The 16667-nt window shown below is 51.2% G+C and carries 16 protein-coding genes and 1 tRNA gene; 8 read left to right on the forward strand and 9 right to left on the reverse strand.

Annotated elements, in window-relative coordinates; translation table 11 throughout:
- Together ilvN and ACXAD4_RS16575 are read left to right on the forward strand one after the other, a co-directional pair.
- Entirely contained in the window at positions 1-498 is a 498-nt protein-coding gene (gene ilvN, locus ACXAD4_RS16570; protein ID WP_317523877.1) for an acetolactate synthase small subunit, read from the forward strand.
- Positions 499-646: 148 nt separating this feature from the next.
- On the forward strand, positions 647-775 hold the full coding sequence (locus ACXAD4_RS16575) for a hypothetical protein (protein ID WP_261396954.1): 129 nt from the start codon (positions 647-649) through the stop codon (positions 773-775).
- An 11-nt stretch (positions 776-786) separates the two neighbouring features.
- Here the strand turns inward: ACXAD4_RS16575 and ACXAD4_RS16580 are convergent, their stop codons facing one another.
- From ACXAD4_RS16580 to rpsU, 7 genes are all read right to left on the reverse strand, one after another.
- Positions 787-1455 (reverse strand): GntR family transcriptional regulator, encoded by a 669-nt coding sequence (locus tag ACXAD4_RS16580; protein ID WP_475242872.1) that lies wholly within the window; start codon positions 1453-1455, stop codon positions 787-789.
- A gap of 242 nt (positions 1456-1697) precedes the next feature.
- A complete protein-coding gene (pykF, locus tag ACXAD4_RS16585) occupies positions 1698-3110 on the reverse strand; it encodes a pyruvate kinase PykF (RefSeq protein WP_475242873.1) in 1413 nt (470 codons plus the stop codon).
- A gap of 612 nt (positions 3111-3722) precedes the next feature.
- Positions 3723-3798, reverse strand: a tRNA-Ile gene (locus ACXAD4_RS16590).
- 194 nt (positions 3799-3992) lie between these two features.
- Positions 3993-5834 (reverse strand): RNA polymerase sigma factor RpoD, encoded by a 1842-nt coding sequence (gene rpoD / locus ACXAD4_RS16595; RefSeq protein WP_475242874.1) that lies wholly within the window; start codon positions 5832-5834, stop codon positions 3993-3995.
- 93 nt (positions 5835-5927) lie between these two features.
- The gene (gene dnaG, locus ACXAD4_RS16600) at positions 5928-7688 is read right to left on the reverse strand and encodes a DNA primase (RefSeq protein WP_475242875.1); all 1761 of its coding nucleotides are present in this window, start codon (positions 7686-7688) and stop codon (positions 5928-5930) included.
- A gap of 175 nt (positions 7689-7863) precedes the next feature.
- Positions 7864-8307 carry a GatB/YqeY domain-containing protein gene (locus tag ACXAD4_RS16605; RefSeq protein WP_317523860.1) on the reverse strand — a complete coding sequence of 148 codons (444 nt, stop codon included), beginning with the start codon at positions 8305-8307 and terminating at the stop codon, positions 7864-7866.
- Between the two features lie 27 nt (positions 8308-8334).
- Positions 8335-8550: a 30S ribosomal protein S21 gene (rpsU, locus tag ACXAD4_RS16610; RefSeq protein WP_005301411.1), complete on the reverse strand. Its 216-nt coding sequence runs from the start codon at positions 8548-8550 to the stop codon at positions 8335-8337.
- Between the two features lie 184 nt (positions 8551-8734).
- Here rpsU and tsaD point away from each other — a divergent pair, with 184 nt between their 5' ends.
- Complete coding sequence (gene tsaD / locus ACXAD4_RS16615) at positions 8735-9757, forward strand: tRNA (adenosine(37)-N6)-threonylcarbamoyltransferase complex transferase subunit TsaD (RefSeq protein ID WP_317523847.1); 1023 nt, start codon at positions 8735-8737, stop codon at positions 9755-9757.
- Positions 9758-9832: 75 nt separating this feature from the next.
- On the opposite strand, the gene plsY is transcribed toward tsaD, so the two are convergent.
- Positions 9833-10456 (reverse strand): glycerol-3-phosphate 1-O-acyltransferase PlsY, encoded by a 624-nt coding sequence (gene plsY, locus ACXAD4_RS16620; protein ID WP_107299592.1) that lies wholly within the window; start codon positions 10454-10456, stop codon positions 9833-9835.
- Positions 10457-10665: 209 nt separating this feature from the next.
- On the opposite strand from plsY, the gene folB reads away from it, so the two are divergent.
- The 3 genes from folB to ACXAD4_RS16635 are packed head-to-tail and all read left to right on the forward strand — an operon-like array spanning position 10666 to position 12322.
- Positions 10666-11025 carry a dihydroneopterin aldolase gene (folB, locus tag ACXAD4_RS16625; protein WP_475242877.1) on the forward strand — a complete coding sequence of 120 codons (360 nt, stop codon included), beginning with the start codon at positions 10666-10668 and terminating at the stop codon, positions 11023-11025.
- Entirely contained in the window at positions 11022-11510 is a 489-nt protein-coding gene (gene folK, locus ACXAD4_RS16630; RefSeq protein WP_475242878.1) for a 2-amino-4-hydroxy-6-hydroxymethyldihydropteridine diphosphokinase, read from the forward strand. Before folB ends, folK begins: the two co-directional genes overlap by 4 nt.
- A gap of 8 nt (positions 11511-11518) precedes the next feature.
- The gene (locus ACXAD4_RS16635; RefSeq protein WP_475242880.1) at positions 11519-12322 is read left to right on the forward strand and encodes an undecaprenyl-diphosphate phosphatase; all 804 of its coding nucleotides are present in this window, start codon (positions 11519-11521) and stop codon (positions 12320-12322) included.
- Positions 12323-12436: 114 nt separating this feature from the next.
- On the opposite strand, the gene ACXAD4_RS16640 is transcribed toward ACXAD4_RS16635, so the two are convergent.
- Positions 12437-13663, reverse strand: coding sequence for a multifunctional CCA addition/repair protein (locus tag ACXAD4_RS16640; RefSeq protein WP_475242881.1), 1227 nt, complete (start codon positions 13661-13663; stop codon positions 12437-12439).
- Between the two features lie 204 nt (positions 13664-13867).
- Here ACXAD4_RS16640 and ACXAD4_RS16645 point away from each other — a divergent pair, with 204 nt between their 5' ends.
- Positions 13868-15598: an ExeA family protein gene (locus tag ACXAD4_RS16645; protein ID WP_475242883.1), complete on the forward strand. Its 1731-nt coding sequence runs from the start codon at positions 13868-13870 to the stop codon at positions 15596-15598.
- Positions 15598-16584 carry a general secretion pathway protein GspB gene (locus ACXAD4_RS16650; protein WP_475242884.1) on the forward strand — a complete coding sequence of 329 codons (987 nt, stop codon included), beginning with the start codon at positions 15598-15600 and terminating at the stop codon, positions 16582-16584. The genes ACXAD4_RS16645 and ACXAD4_RS16650 overlap by 1 nt, the downstream gene beginning before the upstream one ends.
- Positions 16585-16667: the final 83 nt, after the last annotated feature.

The raw sequence follows: 16667 nt of genomic DNA on the forward strand, positions 1-16667 counted from the left end.
ATGCGCAGGATTGTATCAGTACTTCTTGAAAATGAGCCGGGCGCATTGTCACGGGTGGTCGGGTTATTCTCCCAGCGTGGCTACAACATTGAATCGTTGACCGTGGCTCCTACCGATGATTCAACGCTGTCCCGTTTGAATATTACCACCAACGTTGAGGATGACGCAGCACTGGAGCAGATTGAGAAACAGCTGCACAAGCTGATTGATATCCTCAAGGTCAGTAACGTCACTGAAAGCGAGCACATCGAGCGTGAGCTGATGCTGGTCAAAGTGAAGGCGAGCGGTTTTGCCCGTGCGGAAGTGAAGCGTACTGCGGATATTTTCCGAGGCCAAATTGTTGATGTGACAAGCCAGATCTATACCGTTCAGCTGGCAGGGGCGAGCGAGAAGCTAGATGCCTTTATTGCAGCTGTCGGTGAAGCGACGGAGATTATCGAGGTGGCACGCAGTGGCGTGGTCGGTATTGCCCGGGGTGAGCGGGCGCTGAAAGCCTAAGCCCAGCGAAATAGTATGTCTCAGCCTTAACACACCCGGTGCTTGTCACCGGGTTTTGTCTATTTGTCTCCCTGAAAATCAAACCTTATTAGACTAAAGTCTAATAAGGTCAGGTGCCAATCGGGTGGTATGGCACAGGGGGGAAATGATGAACCGTAAATTTTTGGCAAGGCTGACAGTGCTTAGCCTGTTCTTGCTCGGCTTCAATGTCAGCGCGCTATATTTCTTGCTGGCTGTGCTACTGCTTAACACTCATCACAAGGAAATTTTCTGGTAGTACCACTTGGACTATTCGAGATCGCCCTTAATCATTTCCAAGGCGCGCTCTGAATGGGAGGCCATAATCGCCAGTGCCTGCTCGGTATTGCGATCCAGCACGGCCTTCATCATTGCCTCATGCTCACCGTTGTCATGGTATCGTTCTTCATATTGGCGGTGCTTGCTTACCCAGATATGGCGATAGCGTTCGATTTGCTCATACACCTGACGATATAGTGCCAGCATTGTTGGCGACTGGCTGCCGGCAAGCAGGGCGTGATGAAAGTCGCTGTGCCTTTGCTCCCATTCTGAAAAATCGGTATTGGCCTCTGCAGGGTTAAGTCTACTGAGCTTGTGGAAGCTGGTAAGGATATTGATTTCCCATGCTTCATCACCTTGTTCAATCGCGCGTTGCAGCAGGATCTTTGAGAGTTCTTGGTTGGTATCGAATAAATCTTCCAGTTCGGCGGCTGAAACATCGGCTACCCAGCATCCTTTTTGCGGCGCAAAGTGGACGTACTTACGCCAGGCCAGTTGGACGAGGGCTTCGCGGATCGGAGATGCGCCGACGTTGTATCGCTGTTTAAGATCGGCAACAACCAGTTTTTGGCCGGGAGAGAGTTCACCCGTCAAGATATCCTGGCGGATCATTTCCATGACTTTATCGGCAAGGGTAGGGCTGGACACGTTCTTCCTCATTGTGTGGTTTCAGCTCAGAATAAGCAGTGCTACCCGCTAAGTTAAGTCCATAAGGGTATGCTTGGGGGGAATACTGCAGAGTGAAGTATATCGAGGAAAAAAATCGAGTGCGATCGCAAAGTTTCATAATTGTGAGAGGTCATCACAGTTCAGCGTGATGGATGGTTATGAAATCAGCAGCACAGTTAGCAAATAAAAAACGGGAGCCGAGGCTCCCGTTTTAACAATCAGCGAAATAACACTTATAGTACGTGTACAGAAGCTGTGTTAGTTGTACCAGAAGGAACTAGCGCGCCAGATACCATAACAACGATATCGCCTTTAGCGCCTAGACCAGTTTCTAGTGCAAGCTCTTTACCGCGGCCGTAGAACGCATCAGTGTTGTCGATTGACTCAACAACGACTGGTGTAACACCTTTAGTTAGTGCTAGCTGAGCAGCAGTCTTAGTGTTAGTTGTAACAGCTAGGATGTTTGCAGTTGGGAAGTACTTACGTACAGAACGTGCAGACTTACCTGCTTCAGTTGCTACTACGATAAGAGGTGCGTTTAGCTTCTCAGACGTGTCTACAGCACCTTTACAAACTGCTTCAGTGATACGTAGGCGAGGGCTGTCTAGGCGAGAGCCAAGCTCTGCTTTTAGAGCAGCGTCAGTACGCTCACAGATCTGAGCCATGATAGTTACCGCTTCGATTGGGTACTTACCTTTCGCAGACTCACCAGATAGCATTACTGCATCAGTACCGTCCATGATTGCGTTCGCAACGTCACCCGCTTCTGCACGAGTTGGACGTGGGTTCTTGATCATAGAGTCAAGCATCTGAGTTGCAGTGATAACCACTTTACGTGCACGGTTACACTTCTCGATCATCATCTTCTGAGCGAAGATAACTTCTTCAACTGGGATCTCAACACCAAGGTCACCACGAGCAACCATGATACCGTCAGATGCTTCTAGGATTTCGTCGAAGTTGTCAACGCCTTCCTGGTTTTCAATCTTAGAGATGATCTGGATGTTCTCGCCGCCGTTAGCCACTAGTAGCTCACGGATTTCTTTAACATCAGACGCTTTACGGATGAAAGAAGCTGCAACGAAGTCAACACCTTGCTCACAACCGAATACTAGGTCAGCTTTGTCTTTTTCAGACAGTGCAGGAAGCTTCACAGAAACGCCAGGTAGGTTAACACCTTTGTTTTCACCTAGGTCGCCGTTGTTAAGTACTTTACACTTAACTTCAGTGTCTGTGGTTTCTAGTACTTCCATTTCGATCAGGCCGTCGTCAACAAGGATAGTGTTGCCTTTAGCCAGGTCTTTAGCGAAGCCAGGGTAAGTTACCGCCACGCGGTCTTGGTTACCGATTACAGAAGTGTCAGTTGTGAACGTGAACTCCTGACCAGCAACAAGAGAAAAGTCTTGACCGCCTTCAAGCTTGATAGTACGAATTTCTGGACCTTTAGTGTCTAGAAGAATCGCAAGCTGCTTACCTGTTTCACCCATAACGTCACGTAGGTTCTGGATACGCTGGCCGTGCTCAGCGAAGTCACCGTGTGAGAAGTTTAGGCGCATTACGTTCATGCCAGCGTTAGCTAGCTTAGTAAGCATTTCTACAGATTCAGTTTTAGGTCCAATCGTACATACGATCTTGGTCTTTTTCATTGAGAATGGTCTCCGGACGAACTTTTACCCAAGGGAAATTTGATTCACAGTGTTATACCCGAAAACGAAGTGCCATTGATGTTGAAATACGCCTACAAAGTGTGGCGGACCTCAAAAAAATGTAACTTTCGTCCAGCTATCACCAGTGATAATACAAATTTTTTCAAAAATATTGCCTTACAAAAGCAGTGGTGTTGCTTTTGTAAGGCATCTCTGTGAGCCAAAGCTGCCGTTCACCGAGAAGGTTATTGGCAAGTTGTCATGACTATACTGTAGTCGCATGACGCTTGTATGTCTGCCTTACATAAATCAGCAGGTCAAACAAGGGGCATATACTAACATAGTCAATCTCTTTAATCACCTTGTGATAGTGCGCAAATTTTTAACGCCTGCTCAAAGAGAGGGTGAGATTATCTACATATTTCACAGATTTTTTTTGTTTCTTATCAATTGATGATTTATTTAGGAGGGAAAAATAAATAACAAGGTTGTTAGTAGGTTAAGGTTGCAGCAAGTTATGCGAAAGAATGCTCGTTATGTGGATACCAGAAAAGCAAAAAGCCCGATGAGTTTCCTCATCGGGCTTTTCTGAATTCTTTACCACAAGAGAAGTGGTGGCCCCTCCCAGACTTGAACTGGGGACCAAGCGATTATGAGTCGCCTGCTCTAACCACTGAGCTAAGGGGCCGAATGCGTGAAATTATATGGGAAGGCTGTCGGCTTGTCTAGCGAATAAAGTGGTTGTTTTGCTTGCTTTTTAGGCAGTTAAAGGTTCCTGCCTGCTAACTGGTGATGGGATAAGTAAGTGTTTGATGGTAAGAAGGAAGAAATAAAAAAACGGGCCATGGGGCCCGTTTTTAGTCATGCTATTTGAGTGCGTGCTTATTCATCCAGGAAGCTGCGCAGAACGTCTGAACGGCTTGGGTGGCGTAGCTTACGCAGTGCTTTGGCTTCGATCTGACGGATACGCTCACGGGTAACGTCGAACTGCTTGCCCACTTCCTCAAGGGTGTGGTCAGTGTTCATGTCGATACCGAAACGCATACGCAGTACTTTCGCTTCACGTGGCGTCAGGCCAGCCAGAACGTCGTTGGTTGCCATACGCAGGTTGGTTGCGGTAGCGGCATCCATAGGCAGCTGAAGCGTGGTATCTTCAATGAAATCACCTAGGTGCGAATCTTCATCATCACCGATTGGGGTTTCCATCGAGATCGGCTCTTTGGCAATCTTCAGTACCTTGCGGATCTTGTCTTCAGGCATCTGCATACGCTCTGCCAACTCTTCCGGCAATGGCTCGCGGCCCATTTCCTGAAGCATCTGGCGAGAGATACGGTTCAGCTTGTTGATTGTCTCGATCATGTGAACAGGGATACGGATAGTACGCGCCTGGTCAGCGATAGAACGCGTGATTGCCTGGCGGATCCACCATGTCGCATAGGTCGAGAACTTGTAACCACGACGGTATTCGAACTTGTCTACCGCTTTCATCAGGCCGATATTACCTTCCTGGATCAGATCCAAGAACTGCAGGCCGCGGTTGGTGTATTTCTTGGCAATCGAGATTACAAGACGCAAGTTTGCTTCAACCATCTCTTTCTTCGCTCGGCGGGCTTTCGCTTCACCGATAGACATGCGACGGCTGATGTCCTTGATACGCTCGATAGACAAGCCAGTTTCTTGTTCCAGAATACTTAGCTTGGTTGTAGCACGACGAAGATCTTCTTCGTATGTTTTCAGGCGTTCTGCGTAAGGCTTGCCCGAGTTCAGTGCTTCGTCAATCCACTCCGAAGAGGCTTCGTTGCCGGCAAACAGGCTTACAAACGTTTTCTTCGGCATCTTGCTGTTGTCGACACACATACGCATGATCAGGCGCTCGTTGGTACGAACCTTGTCCATCGATTCGCGTAGAGAGCTGATCAGTTTGTCGAACTGTTTAGGGATCAGACGGAACTGCTTGAAGATTTCAGATAGCTCTTCAACAGCAACCGCTGTTTTTGGATCCTGGCGGCCGTGAGTATCAATCGCCAAGGCCATATTGTCATAGGCAATACGCAGGTCGTTGAACTTTTCACGAGCTAGCTCTGGATCAATACCAGTATCTTCTTCTTCTTCATCGGCATCATCATCTTCTTCCAGATCTTTATCTTCATCTTCAAGATCTGCTTCGCTTAGCTCAGAGCCGATGTGCGTTGCTGTTGGTGCAGCTGTTTCTTCTTCATTCGGGTCGACAAAACCAGAAATGATATCAGTCAGGCGAAGCTCTTCTGCTTCTACCTTGTCAAACTGCTCAAGCAAGTAGGCGATGGCGCTTGGGTACTCGGCAACAGAGCACTGAACCTGGTTGATACCATCTTCAATGCGCTTTGCGATATCAATCTCGCCTTCGCGGGTAAGGAGTTCTACTGTACCCATTTCACGCATGTACATACGTACTGGGTCAGTGGTGCGGCCAATTTCGCTTTCTACACTTGATAGGGCCTGGGCCGCGGCTTCAATCGCGTCTTCGTCCGCATTGTCTTCTGTCATCATCAGATCATCGGCATCAGGGGCAGTTTCAACCACCTTAATACCCATGTCATTAATCATCTGAATGATGTCTTCCACCTGATCAGAATCGACGATGTCCTCTGGTAGGTGGTCATTTACTTCGGCGTAGGTCAGATAGCCTTGTTCCTTGCCTTTAGCAACAAGTAACTTTAGCTGTGACTGCGGATTTTGCTCCATAGACGATATCCAACTTAGGGTCTGATTGAGAATAGTAGTATGCAGAGATGCAAACCAATAATTATAACAAATTTCTTAATTGATGACTACTTACTAGCCGGGACGGTTGAGTATCAGCAACTGCAATTCCCGCTTCTCTTCGACTGATAAGCCGACGGTTCTCGATTTAGCCTGCAACTTTTCGATTTGTTGTTTAACGCACTGGTCAATGACTTTGTCCATTGCGTCAAGAAAAACATCTAGAGTGTTGTCCTCTTCTTTGGCAAGAGGCAGTTCCCAGGCTGCCAGACGTGCCAGCATCCCTTCACTTTTGCTTCCGCGCCAACCCTCTAGGAGTTGTCCAGTTTTAATATTGGGGTTGGCCCGACACTTTTCAACTATTGTTATCAATAAATTTAGTCCAGCGACATCAATCCCTTCAAATGCGGCCATATCAAATTCTAGGCTATTTACAAAATCCGGGTTCTGGATCAGCAAGGCGATAACTTCACGCATCGGGGTACGTTTGATTTCCGGCTGGCCGGCTTTCTTCGGCGCCTCAGCTCCTTGTTTTGAGATTAGCTGTTGCAATTGCTCTTCGTTGGGCAATCCCAATTTTCTGCCAAGCATCTCACGCAAATAGAGGCGCAGCGTGCCGCCGGGTACCTTGTCGATCAGCGGAACGGCAAGGGTACTAAGCTTGGCCTTGCCCTCGTTGCTGCTGGTATCCACCTGCTGCAGCAAGGTGCTGAACATAAAATCCGACAGGGTCATGGCCTGATCGACTTGCTGCTCGAACCCTTCCTGGCCGTATTGGCGGATATAGGTGTCGGGATCCTCGCCGTCGGGCAAGAACATAAATTTGAGCTGGCGCCCGTCGTTGAGATACGGCAGGGCTTGCTCCATCGCACGCCAGGCTGCGTCACGGCCGGCACGGTCACCATCGTAGCAACATACTACGGTGCCGGTCTGGCGGAACATCATTTGGATATGGTCACCGGTGGTCGAGGTACCCAGCGAGGCCACGGCATAGTCGACCCCGAACTGGGCCAGGGCAACGACATCCATATAGCCTTCGACAACCAATAGTTTTTCCGGCTCGCGATGAGCTTGCAGTACTTCGTACAAGCCGTAGAGCTCACGCCCTTTGTGGAAAATCGGCGTTTCCGGTGAGTTGAGGTACTTCGGGGTACCATCACCCAGGACTCGGCCACCAAAGCCGATCACCCGGCCGCGACGGTCGTGAATCGGGAACATCACCCTGCCACGGAAGCGGTCGTAGCGTCTGCCGTTGTCATTTTCGATCAGCATACCGGCGCTAACCAGCGCCTGTTGGGCCTGCATATCGCGGCCAAAGCGGTTGCGAACCTGATCCCACTGATCCGGTACAAAGCCGATACCAAACTTTTTGACCACTTCACCGGAAAGCCCGCGTCCCTTGAGGTAGTCAATCGCCACCTGGCCTTCCTGGGTACGCAGCTGGCCTTGGTAGAACTGGGAGATCTGTCCCATCATCTCATAAAGGCCAAGTTTTTCTTTGCTGCGGGCACCGGATTGGCCACCACCGCTGCCTTGCTCGCGCGGCACTTCGAGACCTAGCTGTGAAGCAAGTTCTTCGATGGCTTCGACAAACTCCAAGCGGTCGAATTCCATCACGAAATCAAGGACGTTACCGTGGGCGCCACAGCCGAAGCAGTGGTAGAACTGCTTTTCCTGGCTGACAGAGAATGACGGGGTCTTTTCGTTATGGAACGGGCAGCAGGCACCAAAGTTTTTGCCCTGTTTCTTGAGCTTTACCCTGGCATCCACAATATCCACGATGTCATGCCGAGAGATGAGATCATCGATAAAGGTACGTGGGATTTTTCCAGCCATAGAGTGGTGATACCTGCTTGCGTTGGAATGGAGTGTCAAATCAAAGTGTTATAGATAAATGATAATAGCACTTTGATTTGCCATCGTTGAATAAAAACTGATGGAGCAGTAAATACGAACAAGCCGCGCAGTCCGGTAACGGATAGCACGGCTTGTTGCAGAAATAGGGTAGGGATTAACCTAGCTTGGCTTTCACCAGCTGGCTAACTTTACCCATATCGGCACGACCCTGAACCTGTGGTTTCAACACGCCCATCAGTTTGCCCATGTCTTGCATGCTGGCAGCACCGGTCGCAGCAATAGCCTCATCCAGCAGAGCGGCGACTTCGTCGTCGGTCAGCGGCTGTGGCATGAACTCTTCCAGAACTGTGATCTCAGCAAGCTCTGCATCAGCAAGATCTTGACGGCCTGCTGCTTCGAATTGAGCAACAGAGTCACGGCGTTGTTTTACCATTTTGGTCAACACTGCCAGCACGTCGTCTTCGGAAAGAGTGATCTTTTCATCAACTTCACGCTGTTTAATGGCAGCCATTACCAAGCGAATTGTGCCAAGACGAGGTTTGTCTTTGGCTTTCATCGCTGCTTTTTGTTCGTCTTTAAGACGTTCAATCAGGGTCATAACACGTTCCTTCTGTTAATCAGCAGATTAGTACAGACGAACGCGACGCGCGTTTTCGCGAGCCAATTTCTTCAGGTGACGCTTAACTGCCGCTGCTTTCGCACGCTTACGTACAGTAGTAGGCTTTTCGAAGTGCTCACGACGACGTACTTCAGAAAGGATACCTGCTTTTTCGCAAGAGCGCTTGAAACGACGTAGTGCTACGTCAAACGGTTCGTTTTCACGTACTTTGATTACTGGCATGTAATACTCACCTCAGAGTGATTCGGTTAATGCTGACGTTCAATAAAGTGTCAGCTGATTAAAAATGGTGCGAAATTCTAATCTGATCTGGGGGCATTTGTAAAGCATTCTGCAACCCCGAACTGGTTAATTTCTGTCAAGGGCGGTAGTATGGCCCCCAATTACCATAAGTATAGAGGTTGTTATGCGTATACTGGGCATCGAAACCTCCTGTGACGAAACAGGTGTGGCTATTTTCGATGATGAAAAAGGCCTATTGGCACACGAACTTTACAGCCAGGTAAAACTGCACGCCGATTACGGTGGCGTCGTGCCTGAACTGGCCTCGCGTGACCATGTAAAGAAGACGATTCCGCTCATCAAGGAAGCGCTTAACAATGCCGGTTTGACGCCTGCAGATTTGGACGGAGTGGCATACACAGCAGGCCCTGGGCTTGTTGGCGCACTGCTTGTCGGAGCGACTATTGGCCGCAGCCTAGCGTATGCCTGGGATCTGCCAGCCGTCGCGGTACACCATATGGAAGGCCACTTGTTGGCACCGATGTTGGAAGATAACCCGCCTCAGTTCCCGTTTGTAGCGCTACTGGTGTCTGGCGGTCACACCATGATGGTGGAAGTGAAGGGCATTGGCGAATACCAAATTCTGGGTGAGTCGATTGACGATGCGGCCGGTGAAGCGTTTGATAAAACCGCCAAGTTGATGGGACTGGATTATCCGGGAGGCCCACTGCTGTCGCGTTTGGCCGAAAAAGGCACGGCAGGTCGTTTTACCTTCCCGCGTCCGATGACTGACCGTCCGGGGCTGGATTTCAGTTTTTCTGGCCTGAAGACGTTTGCAGCAAACACTATCCGCGCCAACGATGATGACGAGCAGACTCGTGCCGACATCGCTTATGCGTTTCAGGAAGCGGTTGTTGATACGCTAGCGATTAAATGTAAGCGTGCCCTGAAGCAGACAGGCTTCAAGCGCTTGGTGATTGCCGGTGGTGTGAGTGCAAACAAGCACTTGCGTGAGCAGCTGGAAACCATGATGGCGAAAATGGGGGGAGAAGTATTCTACCCACGCACCGAGTTCTGTACCGATAACGGAGCGATGATTGCGTTTGCCGGTATGCAGCGACTGAAAAACCAAGAAACGATGGATTTGGGTGTGAAAGCCTATCCGCGTTGGCCTATCGATCAGCTCAAGCCGATCAAAGGCGAGTAAAGACGTCTGCCTAGAAACGAATGGGCAGTAAATCGATGAGCTAGGTAAAGCAGCAACCCCGTGACAGGCTGACAATCAGTCTTGTGGCGGGGTTGTTTTGTTTCTGCGCTGGAATTTGTTCCAGATTTTGCTCTCTTCCCCTTCGAGCAGGCGGCGGACATTGTCGTGATGACGGAACACGATAAGGCATGACAGCATGGCGACCGGCATGGTGTATTCCGGTTTGACCCACCAAGTAAATAGCGGGGCTGCCAGAGCGGTGACCATGGAGCCTAGCGAAGAATAACCGGTAACTAATACAGTAAGTAACCAAGTGCTGATAAGCAAGCCGCTGAGATCCCAGCCAATGGGAGCCAGTGCGCCCAACGCGGTCGCGACGCCTTTACCACCTCGGAAATGAAAGAATATCGGGTAGATATGGCCAAGGCAGGCGGCAATGCCGATGAAACCCAGCATGAACGGGTTGATGCCGATGAAGTAGCTTAGCCAGACCGGTAGCATGCCTTTGAGGATATCGCACACCAGTACACTGGCAGCAGCACCACGGCCGCCGAGACGCAAGACATTGGTGGCCCCGGGGTTGCCCGAGCCGTTTTCTCGCGGATCTGGCAGGCCGTACAAGCGGCAGATCAAGACGGCACTGGATATTGAACCCAGCAGGTAGGCGCCGATGATGATCATGAGTACAAGTGGTGTCATGCAAGATCCTGTAGCAAGTGGCAATGAGCCGCCGATTTAATCTATCGTCAGCCATGATGCATGGGCCGGCATATGGTATAGTGCTCCCCCGAAGCCTCTTAGGCAATACGATGATCATATAAATCAAGATCATAGTATATAGACGATTACGACCTGATAATACGCGTTTTTGCTCAAATTAGGTATCCGACCTCTAACATTATTAGCGATTGAACATGGATTCAGTATTTATCGAACATCTAGAAGTCATCGCCACCATTGGTGTGTATGACTGGGAACAGGAAATTAAGCAAAAATTGGTGCTTGATTTGGAAATGGCTCACGATAATCGTCCTGCTGCACAAAGCGATGATGTCGTTTATGCCCTGGATTATGCGGCGGTGAGTGATGCGGTGACACAGCATATTCAAAATGGCCGTTTCCTGTTGGTGGAGCGTGTCGCTGAGGAAATCGCTAACCTGATCATGACCCAGTTCTCAGTGCCTTGGATCAAGGTACGTGTGACCAAGCCGGGTGCGGTTGCCAATGCCCGTGGTGTCGGGGTGGTGATCGAGCGGGGAAGCAAGTGACCACTGTCTATATCAGCCTTGGCTCCAACATAGACCGCGAACGCTATTTGCAGGCTGGTTTGCTGGGGTTGAGTCGGCTGGGTACGGGGATGCAGGTTTCTACCATCTATGAAGCCGAGCCGGTGGGCTTTAGTGGACCGAACTTCTATAACTGTGTCGCTGTCATCGAAACGTCTTTGTCTTTGGATACACTCTTGGATGCGCTGAAGCAGTTAGAGTTGCAACATGGCCGCTCGTCCGATGCAGCCAAAAATCAAAGTCGCACCTTGGATCTGGACATTCTCCTTTATGGCGATACTGTGCAGAGCACCTACCCCGTTTTGCCACGTAGCGATATATATAAGTTTGCCTTTGTGTTGCAGCCTTTGATGGAGCTGTGCCCTGAACGGGTGATCCCGGGAGATGGTCGCACGGTGACCGAGCTTTGGCATGATTCTCGTTTTGAACAGGCACTTTGGCCTGTTGAATATCATTTTGTCGTTTAGGGATTGTTATGAGTTACTTTGAAGCCTTTGTGCTGGCCCTGATCCAGGGTTTGACTGAGTTTTTGCCGATTTCGAGCTCTGCCCATTTGATTTTGCCATCGGCCATTTTGGGCTGGGACGATCAGGGCTTGGCGTTTGATGTGGCGGTGCATGTGGGTACCTTGGCTGCAGTGATCTGGTATTTCCGCAAGGAAGTAGTAGCCCTGCTGTCGGCGTGGATCAGCTCTATCTTCAAGAAAGAGCACAGCGCTGAATCCAAGCTGGCTTGGATGATTGTGCTGGCCACGATCCCAGCCTGTATCTTCGGCCTGTTCATGAAAGACATCATCGAGATCTACTTGCGTTCGGCGTGGGTGATTGCAGGTACTACGATCTTCTTCGGCTTGCTGCTGTGGTGGGTGGATGTACGTGCTTCCCAAAAAGATGATGAATACCAAGCTGACTGGAAGCGTTCGCTATTTATCGGCCTAGCTCAGGCGGCGGCGATGATCCCGGGTACCTCGCGCTCCGGTGCAACGATGACAGCGGCACTGTACCTTGGCTTTACCCGTGAAGCGGCAGCGCGCTTCTCGTTCCTGATGTCGATCCCTATCATCCTGCTTGCCGGTGGCTACCTGAGTATGAAGATGGTAGTGAGCGGTGCACCAATCCAGCTGGATGCTTTGCTGATCGGTATTGTCGTCTCCTTTGTCAGTGCGTATGCCTGTATCCACGCCTTCCTTAAGCTGGTTACCCGCTTGGGGATGTTCCCGTTTGTGGTATACCGCTTACTACTTGGCGCAGGTCTGATTGCGTTTTTGCTTACTCAGTAATAGCGCATCCATATTGAACTGATACAGAGAGCCCGGCTATTAATGCCGGGCTTTTTATTTCTTCACGACTTGGTAATCAGATAGCCCGATATTCAATTAGTCATAGAGCCGTGGCTAGCGTAGATCTACCAGTGCGTTTTTGACAGCCTCCGCACGGCGTAGGGCAAGTTGTTCCTTGATCTCTTTCCCCTTGAAACCAGCTTCGACAATCGGTTTCACCTCAACAGCCTGGGCGGCGGCAAAGGCACCCTCGAAGATATCAGCCTGCGGGTAGGGATCGTTTTCAAACCCGGTGCGGCCTCTTACATCGGCCCGACAACAGGTAGCCAGTTGGGCGACTCTCTCTGGCTTACGCCAGGCATCGATTTGATCGAAGATATTGATAAAGGTGCTTGGGCGCAGCTCGGCGGCAAAATGCAACTTGGTATGCTGGGCGCAGACCATCAGGGCGATATCGCGATACTCGTTCGGCACCCGCAGGCGCTGGCATAAGCCACGAATGGCATCGAGCCCGGTATGGCAGTGCATTTTATGACTCGGTAGCTCTTCTTTGGGGGTGAGGGCTTTGCCAAGATCGTGGACCTGGGCGGCAAAACGGATCGCCTTGGACGTACTGAGGTTTGCCGCTTGCTCGGTAACCAGCAGGGTGTGGATACCGCAGTCGATTTCCGGGTGCCATTTTTCCGGCTGGGGAACACCGAACAAGGCGTTGATTTCCGGCATGATCACCGCAAGGGCACCGCACTGGCGCAATACCTTGAGAAAGACTTCAGGGTTGTCGGACTGTAGAGACTTTTCCCATTCGATCCACACCCGCTCCGGTGTCAGGGCGGAAAGCTCGCCAGCTACCACCATATCCTGCATCAGTGCCATGGTTTCGGCAGCGACGGAAAAGCCAAGATGGGCAAACCGGGCAGCAAAGCGGGCAACGCGCAGTACACGCAAAGGATCTTCGACAAACGCAGGAGAGACATGGCGAAGTTGGCGCAGCTCAAGATCGCGCTGGCCGTGGTAAGGGTCTATCAGGCTGCCGTCTTCGGCCTGGGCAATCGCGTTGATAGTCAGATCCCGGCGCATCAAGTCCTGCTCCAAGGTCACATCCGGGGCAGAGTAGCAGGTGAATCCGGTATAGCCCTGGCCAGATTTACGTTCGGTACGGGCGAGGGCATATTCCTGCTTGGTTTTCGGGTGCAGGAAAACCGGGAAATCGCTACCGACCTGGCTGTAGCCTTGCTCCAGCATTTGCTCGGGCGTCGTTCCGACAACGACCCAGTCCTTGTCTTTCACTGGCTGTTCAAGCAGGGCATCTCGCACAGCCCCGCCAACTAAATACGTTTGCACTGATTTATCCTTTTTCGTTCTGACTGCAGACTGTTATTGCTCCAGTATACCAAACCTTAGGTGTACTCACGAATGGCTTGCGGCAGGCCGAGGTTTAGAGGCAAAACCCTTGTCAGGCCTTATCTGAAGGGCTATACATTCATTTAAGGGACAGGTAACGTAGGGGGCTTCCCCTTCCAGGCCGACAATAAGAGATCAAAAGGCATGTACAAGGACTTTTTTGGGATCACCGAATCACCATTTTCTATTGTGCCCAGCGCACGTTTCCTTTATCTGAGTGAGCGTCACCGTGAAGCATTGACCCACATGTTATCCAGCCTCAATGGAGGGGGCGGTTTCGGTTTGTTGACCGGTGAGGTGGGTACCGGTAAGACAACTGTTCTGCGCGCGTTGGTATCGCGTCTGCCTCAGGAAACCCAGGTGGCGGTTATTATGAACCCGTCACTGTCGACTCGAGAGCTGCTTGCCAGTCTCTGTGATGAGTTGGGAATTGATTATACCGATGAGGCAACCATCAAAACCCTGACCGATGGCATCTACCAGCATTTGCTGGCCAACCATCGTGAGGGACGCCAGACCCTGTTGTTGATTGACGAAGCTCAGCACCTATTGCCGGAAGTGCTCGAGCAGCTGCGTCTGTTGACCAATCTAGAAACAGACAGTGTCAAACTGCTTAAGGTGGTGCTAGTGGGGCAGCCAGAGCTGCAGCAGCTGTTACAGCAGGACAGGCTGCGCCAGCTCGCCCAGCGGATCACTTCCCGCTACCACTTGCTTCCGTTGACTGAAGATGAAGTGCGGGAGTATATCCATTACCGCCTGCAGGCGGTGGATTGTTTGCATGAAGTGTTTGCCCCGGCCCAGACCAAGCAAATTGCCAAGGCCACCGGCGGGATCCCTCGTCTTATCAACCTGGTATGTGACAAGTCGATGCAGCTGGCCCACCAACAATCGACCCATTTGCTGAACAAAGAGCTGGTCGAGCGGGCGTGCAGTGATGTCTTGAGCTGGCAATTACCGCAATACACGGCTCCCAATAATACGGATACGCCTACGGCTTCTCGCAAACCTTTGGCTGTTGCTTTGGCCGCAGGTGTTGTCACTGCTATTGGGTTGGGGTACTGGTCGGGTATTTTGTCGCAACCTAACAGTCAGCCTTTGCCGGTAGTGTCTGATGCTGCTGTGCAAGCCTCAGTCGCTGTGACTGCCACGGCTCAAGAGCCTATGACAGCCAGTAAGCCTGTTGTTTCTTCGTCGTCACAGACGCAGCCGGTCATTAAGGCGGTGCAGAGCACTTCTCAACAGGTTAGGCCACAACGGCTGTCGCCACAGGAGCTGTGGCAGCAGGTGGTTAGCCAGGCTGGCTCTGAGCGTCTGGCGATGCAGACACTGTATAAGCTTTGGGGGTACAGCACCCAACTCAATCAGGCCAACTGTGAGTCAGGCAGCCGTGTCCAGCTAAGCTGTTTTAACGGAACGGGTTCACTTGAGCAGCTGGCATTGATCAACCGCCCGGCGATTATTGAGCTCAGTGAGCCGAGTGGGGAAACCTATTTTGCAACCTTGTACGCAATTGGCCATGAAAGGGTTGAGTTGCTGTTGGCCGGGCAGCGTTTTGCTGTCAGTGCTCAATGGCTGATTCAGCGTTGGAATGGTGAATACACCTTGCTGTGGCGACCGCCGCTGGGTGACAAAACCGCTATTCGTTACGGCCAGCAAGGGCCTAGGGTACAATGGCTCGACCGTCAGCTGAGCCAGTTGTTGGGCGTGATGCCGGAGAACCAGGATACTTTTGAGCAGGCTCTGCTCAATAAACTGCGCCGCTTCCAGCGCGCCCAAGATTTATCGGTGGATGGGATCGCCGGACCTCGCACCTTGATGGTGATTGATTCAGCCCTGAATTTACCGGGTCCGACCCTGCAACCGGAGAAAAGCTAATGTCGAAGTTATTATCAGCTCTGGCTCAGTCGGATGCCCAGCGCGCACCGGCAACATTGCCATCGGGGGCGGCATATCGAACGGGGCCAGCTCCAAAGCAAACTAATCCTTGGTTGCTAACGGGGGCCGGTTTTGCCCTGCCGGTGATCGGGATGCTGGGGTATCTGTTTTTCCAGCAGCAACAAACGGAAAGTGGTATAGCGCCTCAGCCTCATACCGTTGAACATCAGGCCGCTGCTACTGAGGCATCTGCATCCGTGGCCTCTGCATCCTTGGCGACAGTGCAGCCGGTGTCGGCACCGACACTTGAGGTTGCATCTGAGTTGACACCAGCCTCGGTACTTGAAGTCGCAGCGGTGACTGAGAGGCCGCAATATCCGCAAGGCATTGAGAGATTGGATTACCCGCAGTTTTATGCCGAACCTCTCCCTCATCAAGCAGGACAACCGTATCGGGTGAGTTATACTCAGACCTCTTCAACACCCGTTCAAGCGGCCAGTGAGCCAAGTGGCTGGGATAGCGAGCCACTGCCGTTGCCTACCTCGGTGGATCAGTCCGTCCGTCGACCAGCCAGTAATTCCGTTGACGATAGCTGGGATTTGGAAGGGCTGGATTACTCCGAGTTATCGCCACAGTTGGCGAGCCAACTGAAGGCCGCGATTGCAGCTACTGGTGACGGGGAAACATTGCCGCAATTGCTGCAGGAAGAGCGCTTGCCGGCAATGCCTGAGCCGCAGGCTCCGCTCAGTGCGGTTTCCATTGGTGATCTTCCCTCTTCGGTTCAGGATAGGATCCCGCATTTGAACTTCCAGACTCATATCTACTCGTCATCGGCAGATAGCCGCTGGGTCAAGGTTAATGGTAGCGAGGCTTATGAAGGGGATGAGATTGCACCTGGCGTGGTGTTACGGAGGATTGAGCCGCGCGAGGTGATGTTTGATTTCGAGTCTTACCTTATATCAATGCCAGCCCTGTCGGAATGGTAAACAGGCAATAGCACTCAATATTGGACAATAAAAAAGGCAGCTTAGCTGCCTTTTTTGATTCCGCTCTGTTGCTGTCATCTCTG

It is taken from the genome of Photobacterium sp. AWH4_225, from assembly GCF_056158405.1.

What these genes read in the sequence shown, in the direction of transcription:
- ilvN (WP_317523877.1), top strand. Translation starts at nt 1, where the DNA reads ATGCGCAGGATTGTATCAGTACTTCTTGAAAATGAGCCGGGCGCATTG.
- ACXAD4_RS16575 (WP_261396954.1), top strand. Translation starts at nt 647, where the DNA reads ATGAACCGTAAATTTTTGGCAAGGCTGACAGTGCTTAGCCTGTTCTTG.
- ACXAD4_RS16580 (WP_475242872.1), bottom strand. Translation starts at nt 1,455, where the DNA reads ATGAGGAAGAACGTGTCCAGCCCTACCCTTGCCGATAAAGTCATGGAA.
- pykF (WP_475242873.1), bottom strand. Translation starts at nt 3,110, where the DNA reads ATGAAAAAGACCAAGATCGTATGTACGATTGGACCTAAAACTGAATCT.
- rpoD (WP_475242874.1), bottom strand. Translation starts at nt 5,834, where the DNA reads ATGGAGCAAAATCCGCAGTCACAGCTAAAGTTACTTGTTGCTAAAGGC.
- dnaG (WP_475242875.1), bottom strand. Translation starts at nt 7,688, where the DNA reads ATGGCTGGAAAAATCCCACGTACCTTTATCGATGATCTCATCTCTCGG.
- ACXAD4_RS16605 (WP_317523860.1), bottom strand. Translation starts at nt 8,307, where the DNA reads ATGACCCTGATTGAACGTCTTAAAGACGAACAAAAAGCAGCGATGAAA.
- rpsU (WP_005301411.1), bottom strand. Translation starts at nt 8,550, where the DNA reads ATGCCAGTAATCAAAGTACGTGAAAACGAACCGTTTGACGTAGCACTA.
- tsaD (WP_317523847.1), top strand. Translation starts at nt 8,735, where the DNA reads ATGCGTATACTGGGCATCGAAACCTCCTGTGACGAAACAGGTGTGGCT.
- plsY (WP_107299592.1), bottom strand. Translation starts at nt 10,456, where the DNA reads ATGACACCACTTGTACTCATGATCATCATCGGCGCCTACCTGCTGGGT.
- ACXAD4_RS16635 (WP_475242880.1), top strand. Translation starts at nt 11,519, where the DNA reads ATGAGTTACTTTGAAGCCTTTGTGCTGGCCCTGATCCAGGGTTTGACT.
- ACXAD4_RS16645 (WP_475242883.1), top strand. Translation starts at nt 13,868, where the DNA reads ATGTACAAGGACTTTTTTGGGATCACCGAATCACCATTTTCTATTGTG.
- ACXAD4_RS16650 (WP_475242884.1), top strand. Translation starts at nt 15,598, where the DNA reads ATGTCGAAGTTATTATCAGCTCTGGCTCAGTCGGATGCCCAGCGCGCA.